This is a genomic window from Dysgonomonas sp. UBA7630 (assembly GCF_002483985.1).
Classification (GTDB): domain Bacteria; phylum Bacteroidota; class Bacteroidia; order Bacteroidales; family Dysgonomonadaceae; genus Dysgonomonas.
Genome location: NZ_DLIY01000015.1, coordinates 93,055 through 110,187, shown reverse-complemented (window position 1 = coordinate 110,187; position 17,133 = coordinate 93,055). Strand labels below are relative to the sequence as shown.

The 17,133-nt window shown below is 39.1% G+C and carries 12 protein-coding genes; 9 read left to right on the top strand and 3 right to left on the bottom strand.

Annotated elements, in window-relative coordinates:
* The first annotated feature begins 8 nt into the window (after window positions 1-8).
* The 9 genes from B3P17_RS05940 to B3P17_RS05900 all read left to right on the top strand — a co-directional run bounded on the left by B3P17_RS05940 (window position 9) and on the right by B3P17_RS05900 (window position 13,461).
* Window positions 9-410 (top strand): phosphoribosyltransferase, encoded by a 402-nt coding sequence (locus B3P17_RS05940; protein WP_252637727.1) that lies wholly within the window; start codon window positions 9-11, stop codon window positions 408-410.
* A 6-nt stretch (window positions 411-416) separates the two neighbouring features.
* Window positions 417-2,318 carry a TonB-dependent receptor gene (locus B3P17_RS05935; protein WP_252637726.1) on the top strand — a complete coding sequence of 634 codons (1,902 nt, stop codon included), beginning with the start codon at window positions 417-419 and terminating at the stop codon, window positions 2,316-2,318.
* A 29-nt stretch (window positions 2,319-2,347) separates the two neighbouring features.
* Window positions 2,348-3,286: a DUF362 domain-containing protein gene (locus tag B3P17_RS05930; RefSeq protein ID WP_291104336.1), complete on the top strand. Its 939-nt coding sequence runs from the start codon at window positions 2,348-2,350 to the stop codon at window positions 3,284-3,286.
* Between the two features lie 21 nt (window positions 3,287-3,307).
* Window positions 3,308-4,852 carry a 4Fe-4S binding protein gene (locus B3P17_RS05925; RefSeq protein ID WP_291104333.1) on the top strand — a complete coding sequence of 515 codons (1,545 nt, stop codon included), beginning with the start codon at window positions 3,308-3,310 and terminating at the stop codon, window positions 4,850-4,852.
* A gap of 235 nt (window positions 4,853-5,087) precedes the next feature.
* On the top strand, window positions 5,088-7,754 hold the full coding sequence (locus tag B3P17_RS05920) for a 4-alpha-glucanotransferase (RefSeq protein WP_291104330.1): 2,667 nt from the start codon (window positions 5,088-5,090) through the stop codon (window positions 7,752-7,754).
* Window positions 7,755-7,776: 22 nt separating this feature from the next.
* The gene (locus tag B3P17_RS05915; RefSeq protein ID WP_252637722.1) at window positions 7,777-9,621 is read left to right on the top strand and encodes a glycoside hydrolase family 13 protein; all 1,845 of its coding nucleotides are present in this window, start codon (window positions 7,777-7,779) and stop codon (window positions 9,619-9,621) included.
* A 36-nt stretch (window positions 9,622-9,657) separates the two neighbouring features.
* Window positions 9,658-10,683 carry a LacI family DNA-binding transcriptional regulator gene (locus B3P17_RS05910; RefSeq protein ID WP_252637721.1) on the top strand — a complete coding sequence of 342 codons (1,026 nt, stop codon included), beginning with the start codon at window positions 9,658-9,660 and terminating at the stop codon, window positions 10,681-10,683.
* Window positions 10,684-10,717: 34 nt separating this feature from the next.
* Complete coding sequence (locus tag B3P17_RS05905) at window positions 10,718-12,055, top strand: SLC45 family MFS transporter (protein ID WP_252637720.1); 1,338 nt, start codon at window positions 10,718-10,720, stop codon at window positions 12,053-12,055.
* 35 nt (window positions 12,056-12,090) lie between these two features.
* Window positions 12,091-13,461, top strand: coding sequence for an alpha-amylase family glycosyl hydrolase (locus B3P17_RS05900; protein WP_291104324.1), 1,371 nt, complete (start codon window positions 12,091-12,093; stop codon window positions 13,459-13,461).
* Window positions 13,462-13,711: 250 nt separating this feature from the next.
* Here the strand turns inward: B3P17_RS05900 and gldN are convergent, their stop codons facing one another.
* Genes gldN through gldL form a run of 3 tightly spaced genes read right to left on the bottom strand, consistent with a single transcriptional unit; the run spans window position 13,712 to window position 17,106 of the window.
* Window positions 13,712-14,584 carry a gliding motility protein GldN gene (gene gldN / locus B3P17_RS05895; protein WP_252637718.1) on the bottom strand — a complete coding sequence of 291 codons (873 nt, stop codon included), beginning with the start codon at window positions 14,582-14,584 and terminating at the stop codon, window positions 13,712-13,714.
* Window positions 14,585-14,605: 21 nt separating this feature from the next.
* Entirely contained in the window at window positions 14,606-16,174 is a 1,569-nt protein-coding gene (gldM, locus tag B3P17_RS05890; protein ID WP_252637717.1) for a gliding motility protein GldM, read from the bottom strand.
* A gap of 53 nt (window positions 16,175-16,227) precedes the next feature.
* Window positions 16,228-17,106, bottom strand: a complete 879-nt coding sequence (gldL, locus tag B3P17_RS05885) for a gliding motility protein GldL (protein ID WP_252637716.1) — start codon at window positions 17,104-17,106, stop codon at window positions 16,228-16,230.
* Between the last annotated feature and the right edge of the window lie 27 nt (window positions 17,107-17,133).

The window sequence follows — 17,133 nt, the reverse complement described above, 5'->3', positions numbered from 1 at the left end:
GATACAAAATGTCTGATAACAAGTCTTTTTCGGAAGTATTAGAACGCTTCCGCGACATTGCTTTTCATGAAAGCTTCGATATGATTGTCGCTATCGCTAATGGAGGCATAATACCTGCTGCTATTCTCAATCAAAGACTAAATATCGATATCCATCTGTTAAAAATAAACCTACGCGACGCTTACCAAAAGCCCAAATATGAAAGTCCGCAATTGATGGCTCCCATCGGCTTCGACTTCAAAGGCAAATCTATATTGCTGGTAGAAGATAGAGTGAAGACGGGCGCATCTCTAGCGTTGGCATGTAAGTTGCTCGAAGGTGCCAGACTAGTTAAAACATTCGCGGTAAACGGAAAAGCTGATTATGCCCTATATGATGAAGATTGCTTCAAGTTTCCGTGGCTATTATAAAAATGAATGAAGAAAACAATTAGTGCCATTGCTTCTGTTTTATTATTTGCCCAGCTTACTTATGCCATAGACAACAATCCGATTTCAATCCCTAAAGATTCTATCCAATTAGGAGATGTTATCGTCACCGGGACACGTCCGGCTGTAAATATCAATAATCTCCCGATGAGTGTAAGCATAGTGGGAAGTAAACAAATCGAGAGTCGGTTTGAACAATCATTACTGCCTATTATTACAGAGGAAGTACCGGGCTTGTTCGTTACTTCACGAAGCATTATGGGCTACGGTGTTGCAGCAGGATCTGCCGGAGGTATGACAATACGTGGTATAGGCGGAAGCCCTACCACACAAATGCTGATGTTAATAGACGGACACCCACAATATATGGGATTGATGGGACATCCTCTAGCCGATTCGTATCAGTCATTAATGGCAGAACGAGTAGAAGTTGTGCGTGGACCAGCCTCCGTTTTGTACGGATCGAATGCAATGGGTGGTGTCATCAACATTATAACTAAGAAGCAACTGCAAGATGGGGTGAAGACAAAGGTTAGAGCCATGTATGGCTCATACAACACACTCAGTACAGAGGCGAACAATGCTATCCGTTCGGGTAAGTTCAGCAGCTACGTATCTTTAAGCTACAACCGTTCGGACGGACAGCGAGAAAACATGGATTTTGAGCAATATAGCGGATATGCAAAAGTCGGTTATGATTTCACTACTAACTGGAAAACATTTATAGATCTTGATTTGACTAATTTCAAAGCATCAAACCCCGGAGCAGTGAATAGTCCTGTCATCGATAATGATGCCGATATTACCCGTGGAGTAACATCATTCTCTCTTGAAAACAACTACGAGAGAACATCAGGAGCTCTTAAACTCTATTACAACTTCGGCTCGCACAAGATCAATGACGGGTATCCGCCTACAGAAGAAGCCAAAGATTATAGATTCAGGTCGAACGATAAGATGGTAGGTATTACCCTCTACCAAAACTACAGCTTCTTTAAAGGAAACCAAACAACCGCAGGGTTCGATTTTCAGCATTTCGGAGGGCATGCATGGAACAGATTTCTGGATAACAGAGAAGATGCAGACATAGCCAAGAAAAGCATAAATGAGGTTGCAGGATATATAAACTTCCAGCAAACACTGGCTTCTAAAGTAGTACTGAATGCCGGGATAAGAGTAGATCATCATGCTATAACCGGGACAGAATATATTCCACAAGCCGGAGTGAGTTACATAGCTACAGAGAATACCATAATAAAAGGAATCGTAAGCAAGGGTTTCCGCAATCCTACTATACGCGAAATGTACATGTTCCCTCCTCAGAATCCCGACTTAAAAGCCGAGCGATTGATGAATTACGAAATATCAGCATCTCAAAAGTTACTTAACAGAGCATTAAATTTTGATCTGAGCTTGTATAATATAGATGGGAGTAATAGCATACAGACTGTGATGGTAAACAACAAGCCATTGAATGTAAATACAGGAAAGATAAAAAATTATGGGCTGGAATTTGCAACCCAATATAGAATAGCCCCACATGTAAATCTGTCTGCAAACTACAGCTTCTTGCATATGAAATATAAAGTTCTGGCATCTCCCGAACACAAGTTATATGCAGGGGTAAACTATTCGTATAACAAATGGATGTTATCTACAGGTATTCAGTTTATAGATGGGCTATATACCGTGCTTGAGAACAAAAAGACAAATACAGAAGCAAAGAAAGAAACATTTACTCTATGGAATATCAGAGCAGCTTACAAGCCTATAAGTATGCTGGAAATATTTGCAAGAGGAGAAAACCTTCTGGCTCAGAAATATGAAATAAATGCAGGATACCCCATGCCTAGAGCAACAGTGTTTGGTGGTGTCAATTTAAGATTTTAAAATAAGGTTTTATTAAATAAAGATTAACTATGGACAGACGAAATTTTCTAAGAGCAATAGCCATCACCGGTGCTGCAGCAACAATAAAGACAAGCGCAGGTATGGACGTACTGGCCCAAACGCTTGAAAACACTCAGACAGGTAAGCCGGTGGATATGGTAGCCGTAATGGGCGGAGAGCCTGACGCTATGTTTAAACGTGCCATCTCAGAACTGGGAGGTATGGGTAAATTTATAAAGAAAGGATATAAAGTTGTAGTTAAACCTAACATTGGATGGGACAAAGCTCCCGAGCTTGCCGGAAATACAAACCCTAAGCTGGTCAGCGAGATTGTTAAACAGTGCTTTGCTGCCGGAGCTAAGGAAGTTACGGTATTTGATCACACCTGTGACGACTGGCTCAAATGCTACAAGAATAGCGGTATAGAAGCTGCTGCAAAGGCCGCCGGCGCAAAGGTTGTACCTGCTCATGAGGAGTCATACTACAAAAGTGTGTCGTTGCCTAACGGTGTTACCCTGCAAAGCACAAAGATACATCAAGCCATTCTGGACTGTGATGCATGGATCAACACGCCTGTACTCAAACATCATGGTGGAGCGAATCTCACTATCTCGATGAAAAACTATATGGGCATTGTATGGGATAGAAGAATATTTCATGCAAGCGGACTGCAACAATGCATTGCTGACGTGTGTACATATTCTAAAAAACCGGTATTGAATGTAGTGGATGCATACCGTATCGTGAAAACCAACGGGCCTCAGGGAAGATCGGCATCCGATGTGGTAACGACAAAGGGATTGTTCGTATCACAAGATATTGTTGCAGTAGATACTGCCGCTACTAAATTCTTTGGTCAGGTACGAGAGATGCCACTCGACCATGTAGGTCACTTGGCTAACGGACAAAAGCTAAAACTGGGAACAATGGATATTGAAAAACTGAACATCAAGAGAATAAAAATATAATTAAACTATAACTATCATCAAATGCTTAAGTACTTGCGAGTAGGGATATCTATTGTGATATTCACTCTCATAACATTCTATTTTCTGGACTTTGCAGCCTTACTACCTGAAAGTTTTCACGGGTTAGCCCAGATACAACTAGTTCCCGCAATACTGGGAGGTAGTTTGATTATTCTTCTTTTTTTAGCTATCCTAACCTTACTTTTCGGGCGCATCTACTGCTCGTCTATATGCCCAATGGGAATTTATCAGGACATCGTAAGCTGGTTTTCTAAACGACGCTTATTCTCAAAGAAAAAGAAACGCTACAATTACAGTAAAGCAAAAAACATTCTTCGCTGGAGTGTTCTCGCTGCGACAATTATTACCTTCTTCGCCGGATTCCCTATCCTACTTGGATTAATCGATCCTTACAGTGCATGGGGAAGAATTATCTCGAATGCATTCCGCCTGGTTTATATGGGTGGCAACAATGTTTTAGAATCTATTTTTACAAGCTTTGGTAATTATACTTTCTACAAAGTGGAAATAGTCATGCTTAGCCTATTTTCTTTTGTTGTGGCGTTGATTACATTCTTTACTATCGGCTTTTTTGCTTGGAGATATGGAAGAACATATTGTAACACCATCTGTCCTGTAGGCACAGTATTGGGTTTCTTAAGCAAGTTTTCCTTATTTAAAATCAGGATAGACGAGAGCTTGTGCAATAGCTGTGGTTCATGTGCTACGAAATGTAAGGCTTCGTGTATCGACAGCAAAAATCACACTGTAGACTATACTCGTTGTGTAGATTGTTTCAATTGTTTAAGCAGTTGCTCAAAGAATGCACTTGCGTTCTCTCCATCCTTCAAGAAAAAACGTGGGACAACAGAGGAAGCAAATAGTAAAACAGATAAAAATAAAAGACAATTCCTTTTTGCCGGACTCACCACAGCGATAGCAGTTCCTGCTGCGTATGCCCAAAACAAAGCTGCCGAGTTGATCGGTAATGATAAGTACATCCGTAAGAATGCGATTTGTCCTCCGGGTGCGGTAAGTGCAGAACATTTACTAGAGCACTGTACGGCATGTCATCTTTGCATCAGCCGATGCCCGTCAAAGGTTATCAAGCCTGCCTTTATGGAATATGGATTAGGAGGTATGATGCAACCTATGATGAACTACGACAAAGGTTTTTGCAACTACAATTGTACTGTTTGCTCTGATGTTTGTCCAAGTCAAGCTCTAAAATCACTTACGATGGAAGAAAAACACATGACTCAAATTGGTCGTGTTACTTTTCACGAAGATATATGTATAGTCCATACCGAAGGGACAAATTGCGGAGCCTGTGCAGAACACTGCCCTACTCAAGCCGTAACGATGATCCCATACGAAGGTCACGAAGGTTTGACCATCCCATTCATCACCCCTGACATCTGTGTTGGTTGTGGCGGCTGCGAATATATTTGTCCTGTTCGCCCATACAGAGCAATATACGTGGAAGGAAACAAGGAGCACAAACAGCGTAAAGCTTTCAAAGAAGAAAAGAAAGAAGATGTTGTCATTGATGGCTTTGGTTTCTGATTCCAATTCGAAAAGATTGGAAAACATTTTCAACCTCAATAATAATCAACAAAAGCATTGAAAGCACAGAACTGATTCTGTGCTTTTTATGTTCTAATGCAATCGTTTGCAAATCATTTTCATAAAAAAACAATCCTCTAAAGCCATAGTATCATACTTTAATATGTAGTTTTGTTTAGCAGATATACTCTTTTGCATAAAAAGACCATTAATCTATAACCATAAAAACTGCAACATGAAAATAAAGTTACATATCGACTATCATACTGTCTGGGGACAAAATATCTATGTCTGCGGATCTTGCCCCGAGTTAGGCAACTGGGACGAGAAGAAGGCTCTGAAAATGACATGTATCTCTTCAAGTGAATGGATTGTTGACTTCGAAACAAATGATACATCTATAGAATATCGCTATACTGTAAAAGAAAATGAAATAGTTACCGCACAAGAGTGGGGAGATCCTCATACGTTATTGTTGGAGGCAAGCAAGACTTTCGATGTATTGGATTCATGGCGTGGAGTTCCATCTCAGAGATATCTTTATACTTCAGGTTTTTCGGAAAGCTTTTTCCATCATGATAATGCTTTAAAATTGAAGTATTACAAAAAAACTATTCTACTGAAGGTAAATTGCCCGTATATAAAGAAAAATCAAACAATGATTCTTTCGGGTTCGTCAAAAGCTTTAGGCGAATGGAATATTGAAAAGGCCATATACCTTACTCCTGCTAATTTTGGAGAATGGCAAGTAGCAATCAATGCATCTTCAATAAAAACTCCCCAGGAGTATAAATTAGCTATATACGATAATTCAGAGAAAAAGATAATTCATTGGGAAAAGGGCTCAAACAGAGTGCTCTCTCCCATCACCGAAAAGGAAGATACAGTAAGAGTAGAGGCACTTGACTATCGTCACGAATGGATGAGTTGGAAAGCTGCCGGAGTATCTATCCCTGTATTCTCGCTACGGTCAAACGATAGCTTTGGGATAGGTGAATTTTCCGATCTCAAAAAAATGATTGATTGGTCTACCCTTACAGGGCAGAAAATCATACAAATATTACCGATCAACGATACTACAATCACGCACACGTGGATCGATTCGTACCCATATAATGCGATATCAATTTATGCCCTCCACCCTATCTATTTAGGCTTAAAGAGCTATCCTCTTAAGGATGAGAAATTATATAAGAAATACGAAAGTGAAGCTAAAGAGCTAAATGCATTAAAAGAAATAGACTATGATAAGGTTCTAGCCCTTAAGTCGTCATATATAAAAGATTTATTTAAAGAGATCGGAACATCAACCCTCAAAAGTAAAGACTATCTCACTTTCTATAAGCAAAATGAAGAATGGCTGTTCCCTTATGCTTGTTTTTCATACTTCCGTGACGTGTACAAAACGGCAAATTTCTCTTTATGGAAAACCCAAAACTCTTTTGATAAAAAGAAATTAACTGCATTTATAAAATCAAATAAAGAAGCAAAAGAAAGCGTAGAGATGCTTTGCTTTACTCAATATCTGCTACATATACAATTGAAGGAAGTAAAAGAGTATGCTCATCAACATGAAGTTGTATTAAAAGGAGATATACCTATCGGTATAAGCCGCAACAGTGTTGAAGCATGGGTAGAACCTCACCTTTTCAATCTGGACGTACAAACGGGTGCGCCACCTGATGATTTCTCGTTTTTCGGTCAAAACTGGGGATTCCCTACATACAATTGGGATGAAATGGCGAAAGACGGCTACCAATGGTGGGTAAAGCGCTTCCGCAAAATGGCCGATTATTTCGACGCATATCGGATTGACCATATATTAGGTTTTTTCCGCATCTGGGAGATACCTCTATCATCGGTACAAGGTCTCTTAGGGTATTTTAGCCCTGCGATACCGATGACTGTGGAAGAAATACAGTCGTGGGGTATGTGGTTTGATGAGTATAGAATGACCAGTCCTTATATTCACGAACATTTTCTGAATGATGTATTTGGAGAATATACTCAAGACGTTATTGATAGATATCTAACTCCAATTGCTTGGCAAACTTTCAAATTGAAAGACTCTTGCAATACACAAGTGAAGATTAAAGCTTTATTTGAGAATAAAACTGATAATAAAAGCAATGTTATACGAAACGGACTGTACAGTTTATGCAACGAAGTTTTGTTTATTAAAGATAAACGTGAACCTTGTAAATATCATCCTCGTATTGCTGCACAGTACCCCCATTCGTATGCCGATCTGGACAACAATGCCAAACTCGCGTTCAACAGGCTTTATGACGAATTCTTCTATCGCCGCCACTCTCAATTCTGGAGAGAGCAAGCCATGAGCAAATTGCCTAGCCTTATAGCTTCTACACGCATGCTTGTATGTGGAGAAGACCTTGGGATGGTTCCAGAGTCTGTTCCGTCTGTAATGAACGAATTGCAAATACTCAGTCTGGAGATAGAGCGTATGCCTAAAGTAAAAGACATGGCTTTCAACTATCTGGGCAACTTGCCATATATGAGTGTTTGTACTACATCTACTCATGACATGGCTCCGATAAGAGCATGGTGGAACGAAAACAGAGAAACAACACAGAAGTATTACAATCAAATATTATGGAAAAACGGAGCAGCTCCGCAAGACTCTAATTCTGAGCTATGCTCGCAGATTGTAACCAATCACTTAAACTCTCCTTCAATGCTCGCTATACTCCCACTTCAAGACTGGCTCTCTATAGATGATAAGCTGAAAAGAGAGAACCCGGAAGAAGAACGTATAAATATTCCGGCGATAGCACAACATTATTGGAGATATCGCATGCACCTCAGTCTGGAGGAATTATTAGATGCCGAAGAATATAATGCACATGTAAAAGAGATGGTAAAATCATCCGGAAGAGAATAAACCTATATATATAAATATACCGATGAAAAGAAACTGTTTAATTTTATTACTTCTTGTTTTTGTAAGTCAATCAATTCTAGCAATTGATATAAAGACTGTAGATCCGGCTTTCTGGTGGGCGGGAATGAAAAACCCCGAACTGCAAGTGCTGATTCACGGAAATAATATATCTAAATGTGATGTAAGTATTACTTCCAAAACGGCCAGAATAAAAGAAACTGTAAAGCTTGAAAATCCTAACTATCTTATTTTATATTTAGATCTTTCGAATGCCCAACCTGAGAAATTTGATATTATCTTACAGCAAGGTAAAGAAAAAAAAGTTATTCCTTATGAGATTAAACAACGTAAAGCAGGCTCTTCCGAAAGAGTTGGATTTAACTCCTGTGATGTTTTATATCTCATTATGCCGGATCGATTTGCGAACGGAGACCCTACAAATGATGTGATTCCGGGGATGCGTGAAACCAAAGTAGATAGAAATCAACAATATGCCCGCCATGGAGGAGACTTCAAAGGGGTAGCTGATAATTTGGATTATATACATGATTTAGGCGTGACAGCTATCTGGTTCAATCCGGTACTGGAAAACGATATGCCCGAAGGTTCTTATCATGGATATGCCTCTACCGACTACTACAAAGTAGACCGTCGTTTTGGTTCGAACCAAGAATTTGTTGATCTTGTAGACAAGACTCATGCGAAGGGAATGAAAGTAGTTATGGATATGATATTCAACCACTGTGGAAGTGAACATTACCTATTCACTGATAAGCCGTCCAGAGACTGGTTTAATTATCCAAACAAATACGTTCAAACATCTTATAAGACTACAACGCAACATGACCCTTATGCTTCAGCGGCAGATAAAAAACTGGCAATTGACGGATGGTTTGTTGAATCTATGCCGGACTTCAATCAACGTAACGAACATGTAGCAAAGTATCTAATTCAAAACAGTATTTGGTGGATAGAATATAGTGGTATCGATGGCATTCGTCAGGATACCCACCCTTATGCCGACTACGATATGATGTCTCGCTGGTGTAAAGAAGTTACTGAAGAATATCCTGATTTCAATATTGTAGGCGAAACTTGGTTAAACAACAACGTAGCTATTGCTTTCTGGCAAAAAGACAGCAAACTGGCTGCACCAAGAAACTCTAACCTTCGCAGTGTAATGGACTTTCCTCTATTGTCTGTGATGGAAAAAGCCTTTGACGAAGAAACAACATGGGATTTGGGGCTATCTCGCATATACGAATATTTAGGGCAGGATATCGTTTACGAAAACACCCGAGACCTATTAATATTCCTTGACAATCATGATACATCACGCTTTTTCAAGAATGAAAAACAAACATCAAATCTAAACAGATATAAACAAGCTATTGCTTTTCTGCTAACGACTCGTGGAATACCTGAAATATATTACGGTACAGAAATATTAATGGCGGCAGACAAAAGTGAAGGTGATGGATATCTTCGTCGCGACTTCCCCGGTGGATGGCAAGGTGATGCGGTGAATATGTTTAAGGCGAATGAAAGAACGGCTCAACAAAACGAGGCCTTCGATTACATGAAGAAGATATTAAACTGGCGCAAGGGGAATGAAACAATAGCAAAAGGGACTCTAAAGCATTTTGCACCAACCAATGGCGTTTACGTTTATGAGCGTAAGTATAATGGAAAATCGGTAGTTGTTATATTAAGTGGCTCGGATAGTGAAAAGACAATTAATTTGGCTACTTACAAAGAAATACTACCTAAAAGTCAGGCTAAAGATATTATCACTGAAAATATTATAAACTTGGATGGTGAGACGTTAACAATTAGACCAAGAAGTGTTTTTATATTAGAATTTTGATTACTTTTATAGAAAGTATCATCAAAATTCTAGTGCATGAAAAAAGGGCCTCTTACTATTAAAGATATTGCAAAGGATCTCAATATATCGCCCTCGACAGTATCGAGGGCGTTGAAAGATAATCCGGACATTAGCCCTGAAACACGGAGAATAGTACAGGATTATGCAAAAAAACATAAGTATAAGCCAAATGCGTTGGCTTTAAGTCTCAGAACTCAACACAACAATATTATTGGAGTTATTGTACCTGAACTTGCTAATCACTTTTTTTCGGGAGTCCTTTCGGGAATGGAAACAGTTGCTGAAGAAAAAGATTACCATGTAATTGTTTGCCAATCGCTTGAAGACTATAAAAAAGAAGCCAGGAATGTGCAAACACTAATAAAGGCACGAGTATGTGGGATTTTAATCTCTCAGTCGAAGACAACAACAAAATACGATCATTTTCAGGAACTCATAGACAATGATATTCCCGTCATCTTCTTCGATAGGATATGTACCGGAATCGATTCAGATAAAGTAGTAGTGGACGATTATAATGGAACACTTACTGCTGTAGATTATATGATAAAAACAGGCTGTAAGCGTATAGCCTTCTTTTCAGCACCTTCACATCTTGAGATTTCAAAAAACAGGAAAAATGGCTATTTAGACGCTCTGAGAAAACATCAGATACCTGTTGATGAACAACTGATACGTACCGCAGACACAAAACAGCTCGGGTATGAAAGAGCAATGGAGATTTTGCAAGAACCCAATCATCCTGATGCTTTTATGGCAATGAATGATTATACGGCTTCAGGAATATTACTTGCTTGTAAAAAGTTAGGATTCAAGGTTCCTGAAGAAATCTCTATCTGTGGATTTTCGAATTCTAATATATCTCAAGATACCGACCCAATGTTAACAACTATGGATCAGCATCCTATAGAGGTCGGGATGGAAGCGATGAAACTAATTTTAGAGAAAATAGAAAACCCTGAGAATACCTCAAGGAAAAACAAAATAATAAAAACTTCATTAATTGTCAGGCAGACAACACGTAACTTGTCTGATGGCTAATAACAATAGGTTTATTTAGATAATCGGACAAACCATGAAACAAAAACCAAGTCTAACATTTTGGCAAATCTGGAACCTCAGTTTCGGATTCTTAGGAATACAAATCGGATATTCTTTACAAAGTTCTCAAACAAGTCGTATCTTATCAGCTTTAGGTGCTGACCCTCATCATCTTCCATTATTCTGGCTGGCTGCCCCTATTGCCGGGCTCATTGTACAACCAATCATCGGGATGTCGAGTGACCGTACATGGACACGTCTAGGACGTCGTATTCCATTTATTTTGGGAGGAGCTATAGTTTCGGCCGTTGCCATGTTCTTTATGCCAAATTCCGAGTTTGTAGCAGCTATTATGCCTCCTGTATTTTTTGGAGCATTCATGCTGTTATTTATGGATTGTGCCTTTAATGTTTCTATGCAGCCATTCCGCTCTTTGGTTGGCGATATGGTGAATGACAAACAACGAAATCTAGGATATTCAACTCAAAGCTTCCTTACAAACATTGGAGCTGTAGTTGGATCATTCCTACCATTTATACTTACTTGGATAGGTATTCAGAATATTCCCGGTGTGGGGGAAAAGGTTGCACCATCTGTTATCTGGTCTTTTTATATAGGAGGTTCAGCACTTTTACTGACAGTGTTATGGACAAGTATTCGTGTCAAAGAATATGCCCCGAAAGAGTATGAAGAATATAATAATATAACAGAAGAAGAAAAACAAAAGAAATCTTTTATAGATGTACTCAAAGCCACACCAAAAACAATGTTACAACTGGCTATAGTACAGTTTTTCTCATGGTTTGCACTCTTCATTATGTGGGTGTATGCAATCGGCGGAATTGCAGAGAATGTGTGGCATACAACAGACCCTCTCTCTGCGGCATATAACGAAGCCGGAAACTGGAACGGAGTATTGAGTGGTGTATATGGTATCTTTGCAGCTATCTTTGCTATTTTCATGGCTAAAATCGCTGATAAGCTCGGTCGCAAAAAAGTATATTCCTTTTCATTACTGCTTGGTGCTTTAGGGCTGATGTCTATGTATGTGTTTGAAGACAAATACCTATTACTTGTTTCTATGGTAGGTGTCGGTATTGCTTGGGCAAGTATACTGGCTATGCCTTACGCTATACTATCAGCCGTGTTACCGGCTAGCAAAATGGGGCTATACATGGGAATCTTTAATGCAACGATTACCATACCTCAGATCGTAGCGGGGCTGACAGGCGGGCTTATATTAAAGCATGTAGTTGGTGGCAGCTCTATAATGATGTTGGTGGTTGCAGGGATAGCCATGCTTTTGGCTGCTATATCGGTATCTTTTGTCGAAGACTCACATAAAGAACTTAAACCTGAATCTGCTAAATAATTAGAAAATATAATTATCTGAAAGAATAAATATTTATGAAAAATAAATTATTATTTGTAATCACATTAATAGCTCTTACCAGCTATGCATGTAAACCAAAACCTCAAACAGAAAGCTCTGGGGCGCAACAAGAAGAGAAGTGCACAGTCAAACACTTGGATTGGACTCAGAACGCTGTAATATATGAAGTTAACGTAAGACAGTATACCAAAGAGGGAACCTTTGCCGCTTTCGAACAACATCTTCCCCGACTCAAAGAGCTGGGTGTAGACGTGCTTTGGTTTATGCCTGTACATCCTATTTCGGAAAAGAATAGAAAAGGCACTCTCGGAAGTTACTATGCTGTAAGAGACTATAAAGATATCAACCCTGAATTTGGAACAAAAGAGGATTTCAAAAAGCTGGTAGATAAAGCACATGAGATGGGCTTTAAAGTAATACTGGACTGGGTTGCAAATCATACCGGTTGCGACAATGCCTGGACTACAGAACATCCCGATTGGTATATGAAAGATAGTCTTGGTAATATCAAAAGCCCGTATGACTGGACTGATACCTACGAACTGAATTATGACAATAAAGATATGAGAGCCGCAATGACAGATGCCTTGAAATACTGGATAAAGGATTTCAATATAGACGGATATCGCTGTGATATGGCTCATGAAGTACCTACCGATTTCTGGAACGATGTACGTGAAACTTTAGATAGCATCAAGCCTGTATTTATGCTTGCTGAATCTGAAAATTATGATTTACTGGAACACGCATTTGATGCAAACTACTCATGGGAGTTGATGCACATGATGGCTGATGTAAACAAAGGAACAAAGAGTGCAGAAGATATTACATCATATACTCAAAAGCTGGATACTATAATGTGCCCGGACGCTTATAAAATGCTCTTTTTAACAAACCATGATGAAAATTCATGGAATGGAACAGAGTTTGAACGCTACGGAAAAGGTGTTGAAGCGTTTGCAGTTCTTACCTACACGTTGAATGGCATGCCAATGATATATACAGGTCAGGAAGTAGGACTCAAAAAACGCTTGTCATTCTTCGAAAAAGATATGGTTCCTTCATGGGCAGAAAATAGAATAACACAGTTCTATAAGAAGCTAAACCAATTAAAACATACCCATCCTGCGTTACAAGCCGGACAAGGCGGCACATTCAAGAAATATAATACTTCTGCAAATAAGGAGCTGTTGATATATTCGAGAGAAAGAGCCGGACAAGAGATTGTTGTAATGCTCAACTTATCGAATAAAGATATCAAGTATACTAGCAATGACGCCATAGGACGTGGCAGCTATACCGATTATTTCGCAGGAGTGAATGTTCCGGAATTACCCCAGTCTCTAAAAGCATGGGAGTATAAAGTATTTGTAAGACCAAAATAATCAGAATTACTTATATTTATTCACAAAGAAAGCTTAAGAGGAAACTTTTAAGCTTTTTTCTTGTATATAAGTATATAATACAAAAATTCTGTGGTACTCATTTTACTCTGTGATAAAAAACAGATAAGAGCGAATGCGATAATAATTCCTTTTTATAACTTAATTTACACAAAAAAAACTAGCAAAAGAAAAGGGGGTATCCATACGGATCCCCCCCCCTTCAATTCGGCTATATAAAACTCATAATTCCTTAATTCTTCTGATGAGCTGTTGCTACAGCATCAAAACGGGATTGCACAAAGTCAAGTTCGCTTTCAATACGTTTGCGTTCTTTTGTAAGACTTTCAGGGGTCGTAAAATATTTAGCTAAGTCTCGCACCCCTACACGGTATATACACCCTCTATAATATCTGTTTCTGAAGATATCGTAAAAAGAAGCATTACTTAATACGGGAGTAACATTAGCCACAGCCACAGGTGATATCGCTCTGGCGAGATATACACTGATATCGTCAAACATTACCCAAAACATCGGATATTCTCTTCCTCTATCACAAATTACAGGGCAAATCGCTTCTACACGCACGTCACCTTTTCCTGTTGCGATATCATAATACCACTTTTCCTTTACAAGGTAACAAGTGATTTGCATATTCGCCAAATCTTCTCTTTTTATGGTAAGTGTACGATTGTCATTTACTGTATATCCAATGCGATTCTGATCCATCACCTCTTTTGCTGTAAATTTACTATCATCGTTGAAGTCGGGTTGATCTTCGAATTTATACGCGGCAATTGTATTATCTGATAAAAGATTAATCAGAAGAGAAAATAAATTCGCACGTTTTTCGGTTGACACTGTTGGGTAAAATAACGATTCATTACCCTCTACATCATATACTTCTCTGTATATATCTCTAGTCCATGTAGCGGATGAATAATTGTTCATCGAATTCTCCATAAGAAAAAGTTCTCTGGACGAAATCTCTGTAATCATATCTTCTGTGGACGATGTGACAGGTGCGCCATTCATCATTCTGAATTCGTTATTTGCTGAGTTTTGTGCAAAGAGTGAACTTGCCGAGAGCAGTCCACCCAACATTAATGAAACAATATATTTCATAGGATGTGTATTTTGTGTTAATTAATTAATTCTTACTTCCATTGGGTATAGATCTCTTTCTATACCATCGGGGCCTTTAGCTTTTATCCCTGATATTATTAAAATTGTACCTCTAGTCATTCTTCGCATCTGTTCTACCTGACGAGATGAGAAATTAGCACCACTTGACATTTCAGGAGTTACATTTCCCATAGCGTCCACAGACATTGTTCTGAAGCTCAAAACCTGAAATGGAATATTCAGAATACCATCATCGATAGAAGCTTTTATACCCTGTGTGCCCAGCAGTATAGATCTGGCTATAACTCCTTTTCTAAATACTTTTGGTGCACCGTTCTGATCTGTATATGAGATAAACGCTAATGGTTCCGGTAACGGACGGATCCTCAACTCCTTCCTTGCTATGAATTGTTGTGTTCCATTCACCTTTGCAGATACAGAAATTATAAACTTCTGACCTATCAGAGATGGTGAAGGCACTGCAACCCAATCTTTGCCCGAAGGAGTTAATGTCCCTCCACTTAACACTGTAGCCTGTACGTCCTGGCTGGCTACACCCGGCACAGCAATAGTCAACATATTCTGAACTCCGGCATATAGCACATCCATCCAGAATGGCGCGACTGTGGCCATAGGTTCCATTACTGTATATTCCTGAGAGAAATTACGTCTTACAGGCAATCCGCTTCTATCCATTAGTTCGATAAATCCATCGAATTTATATGTACCGGAAGCTCCTGTACCTACTTCATACAAACCATTTTTCGCGGTTGGTAACTCTTTACCATTTATTACAATACGAGGCCGTTGTGTTGTATCTACTGCCGCCATTATAATATTGGCTTTGTAAGGTACACCTTTCATCACCATATTTGACTGCGGAACAACAAACGCACTAAGTTCATTGACACGAATATCTTTCAAGTCGATATTTTTAGCAAGATCATTCAGAACTTCCCCCTCAGCCTGCTTCACATTCATTTGCAATTCTGAAAGGAAAGTCAGCACAGCAATACTTGGCATACCGTCAAAAGACGAAGTTATCCAATCTTTATGATCCTTCTTCGCTCTTGCAGAAGGTTCAGTAGATAAAGTACTGCTTACAATCTTACGTTTGCTCTCATCAGGAATCTGCGCTATCATGGCTTCCCTATACGTGTCCAGTATCTTTTTCAGCTTCTTTCCCTGACCACCCACCGGTGAAATCATTACTTCGGAAGAAGCATCGAGATTATCTTTCGATTTCAAATTATTTATATCAGCATCGGCTCCATCTGTCTTTTTCGCAATTTCCAGTTTTAGATACTGCAAATAATCGAAAATAGAATCGGTCTTAGCCTTTACACTTTGTGCCCTATTATATGAGTCCTGAGTTTTATCTCTGTTAGTCTCATAAGAAGCAGCTATATCTGCGTATATCTGTTTATTTCTTTCATCTGTGACGGTTATAGATTCCTGAATATTATCATTAATCATCACAAATCCATCCAATACTTCGGTAGAAACATTTAGAGCTAGCATCGCAATAAACACCAGATACATGAGATTAATCATCTTCTGCCTTGTCAATTGCCCTTTACTTAAAGCCATTTTATATTCTCTTCTTTAGGTTTCTAATTCTGTTTTCTATTTCCCCGATTATTTTAGAATTTAGGTTGGTTTGGATTGTTATTCGTTGTCATAGCTTGTAATAAACGAGCATATACATTGTTCAAAGCCTCAATGTGTTTGGTCATTTTCGCAGACTCTTCTCTGAACATGTAACTATCACCAATAGCTCCATCATATAAATTCTTCATCCTTGCCAAACTGTCATTGATATATCTGATAGCCGACATTTGTTCAGTTATAGTCTGTAATTGTGCATTAAAGACATCGTTCAAACCACTCACATTCTGATTTAATGTAGTCAGATTGTCTACAAAACCATTTGTTTCGGTGATTTGATTGTATGCTTTCAACAGTTTCTGAGAAGCCTCATTCAACGAGTTAATTGTAATGGAGAATTCTTCTAAATTCTGAGCTGTATTTGCTGCACTCTGTCCATAATCTGCCGAACCTGTACGAGTAGCAGAAGGTTGCCCTGTAGGCGATGATGAAGATGATCCACTGCCAGAAACAGCTGTTACTCCATTTCCACTCGAACCGCCAAGAACAACGACCGAAGAGCCGGAAACTCCGGAGGATTTTATAGAATCTCCGGATTTCCTTCCCTCTGCTAGTTTTATATTAGAAGGGGATTCGTCATATCCAACCCCACCACTTACTATTACTCCGGATAAAGCATTCGCTCCGACCTCATCACTTGATGGAGATGAATAGTCGAACCCTGCAGCGATAAAAACAATAACCTCGACAATCATTCCGATCATCAGAACGATGTTCCCTGCGGGTACATGCATAATTTTAAACATTGCCCCCAGGATGACTACAGCAGCACCCCAACTATAAAGAATATTAAACACTGTCTGTCCTCTTCTACTTGCAATAAATCGCCTAAAACTATGCCACGCTTTTCCCATTTTGAGAGCTCTCTTAAAAATTATTTT

Bases quoted from the DNA above. Each gene is read 5' to 3' on its own strand.
- B3P17_RS05940 (WP_252637727.1), top strand. From the start codon at position 9: ATGTCTGATAACAAGTCTTTTTCGGAAGTATTAGAACGCTTCCGCGAC.
- B3P17_RS05935 (WP_252637726.1), top strand. From the start codon at position 417: ATGAAGAAAACAATTAGTGCCATTGCTTCTGTTTTATTATTTGCCCAG.
- B3P17_RS05930 (WP_291104336.1), top strand. From the start codon at position 2,348: ATGGACAGACGAAATTTTCTAAGAGCAATAGCCATCACCGGTGCTGCA.
- B3P17_RS05925 (WP_291104333.1), top strand. From the start codon at position 3,308: ATGCTTAAGTACTTGCGAGTAGGGATATCTATTGTGATATTCACTCTC.
- B3P17_RS05920 (WP_291104330.1), top strand. From the start codon at position 5,088: ATGAAAATAAAGTTACATATCGACTATCATACTGTCTGGGGACAAAAT.
- B3P17_RS05915 (WP_252637722.1), top strand. From the start codon at position 7,777: ATGAAAAGAAACTGTTTAATTTTATTACTTCTTGTTTTTGTAAGTCAA.
- B3P17_RS05910 (WP_252637721.1), top strand. From the start codon at position 9,658: ATGAAAAAAGGGCCTCTTACTATTAAAGATATTGCAAAGGATCTCAAT.
- B3P17_RS05905 (WP_252637720.1), top strand. From the start codon at position 10,718: ATGAAACAAAAACCAAGTCTAACATTTTGGCAAATCTGGAACCTCAGT.
- B3P17_RS05900 (WP_291104324.1), top strand. From the start codon at position 12,091: ATGAAAAATAAATTATTATTTGTAATCACATTAATAGCTCTTACCAGC.
- gldN (WP_252637718.1), bottom strand. From the start codon at position 14,584: ATGAAATATATTGTTTCATTAATGTTGGGTGGACTGCTCTCGGCAAGT.
- gldM (WP_252637717.1), bottom strand. From the start codon at position 16,174: ATGGCTTTAAGTAAAGGGCAATTGACAAGGCAGAAGATGATTAATCTC.
- gldL (WP_252637716.1), bottom strand. From the start codon at position 17,106: ATGGGAAAAGCGTGGCATAGTTTTAGGCGATTTATTGCAAGTAGAAGA.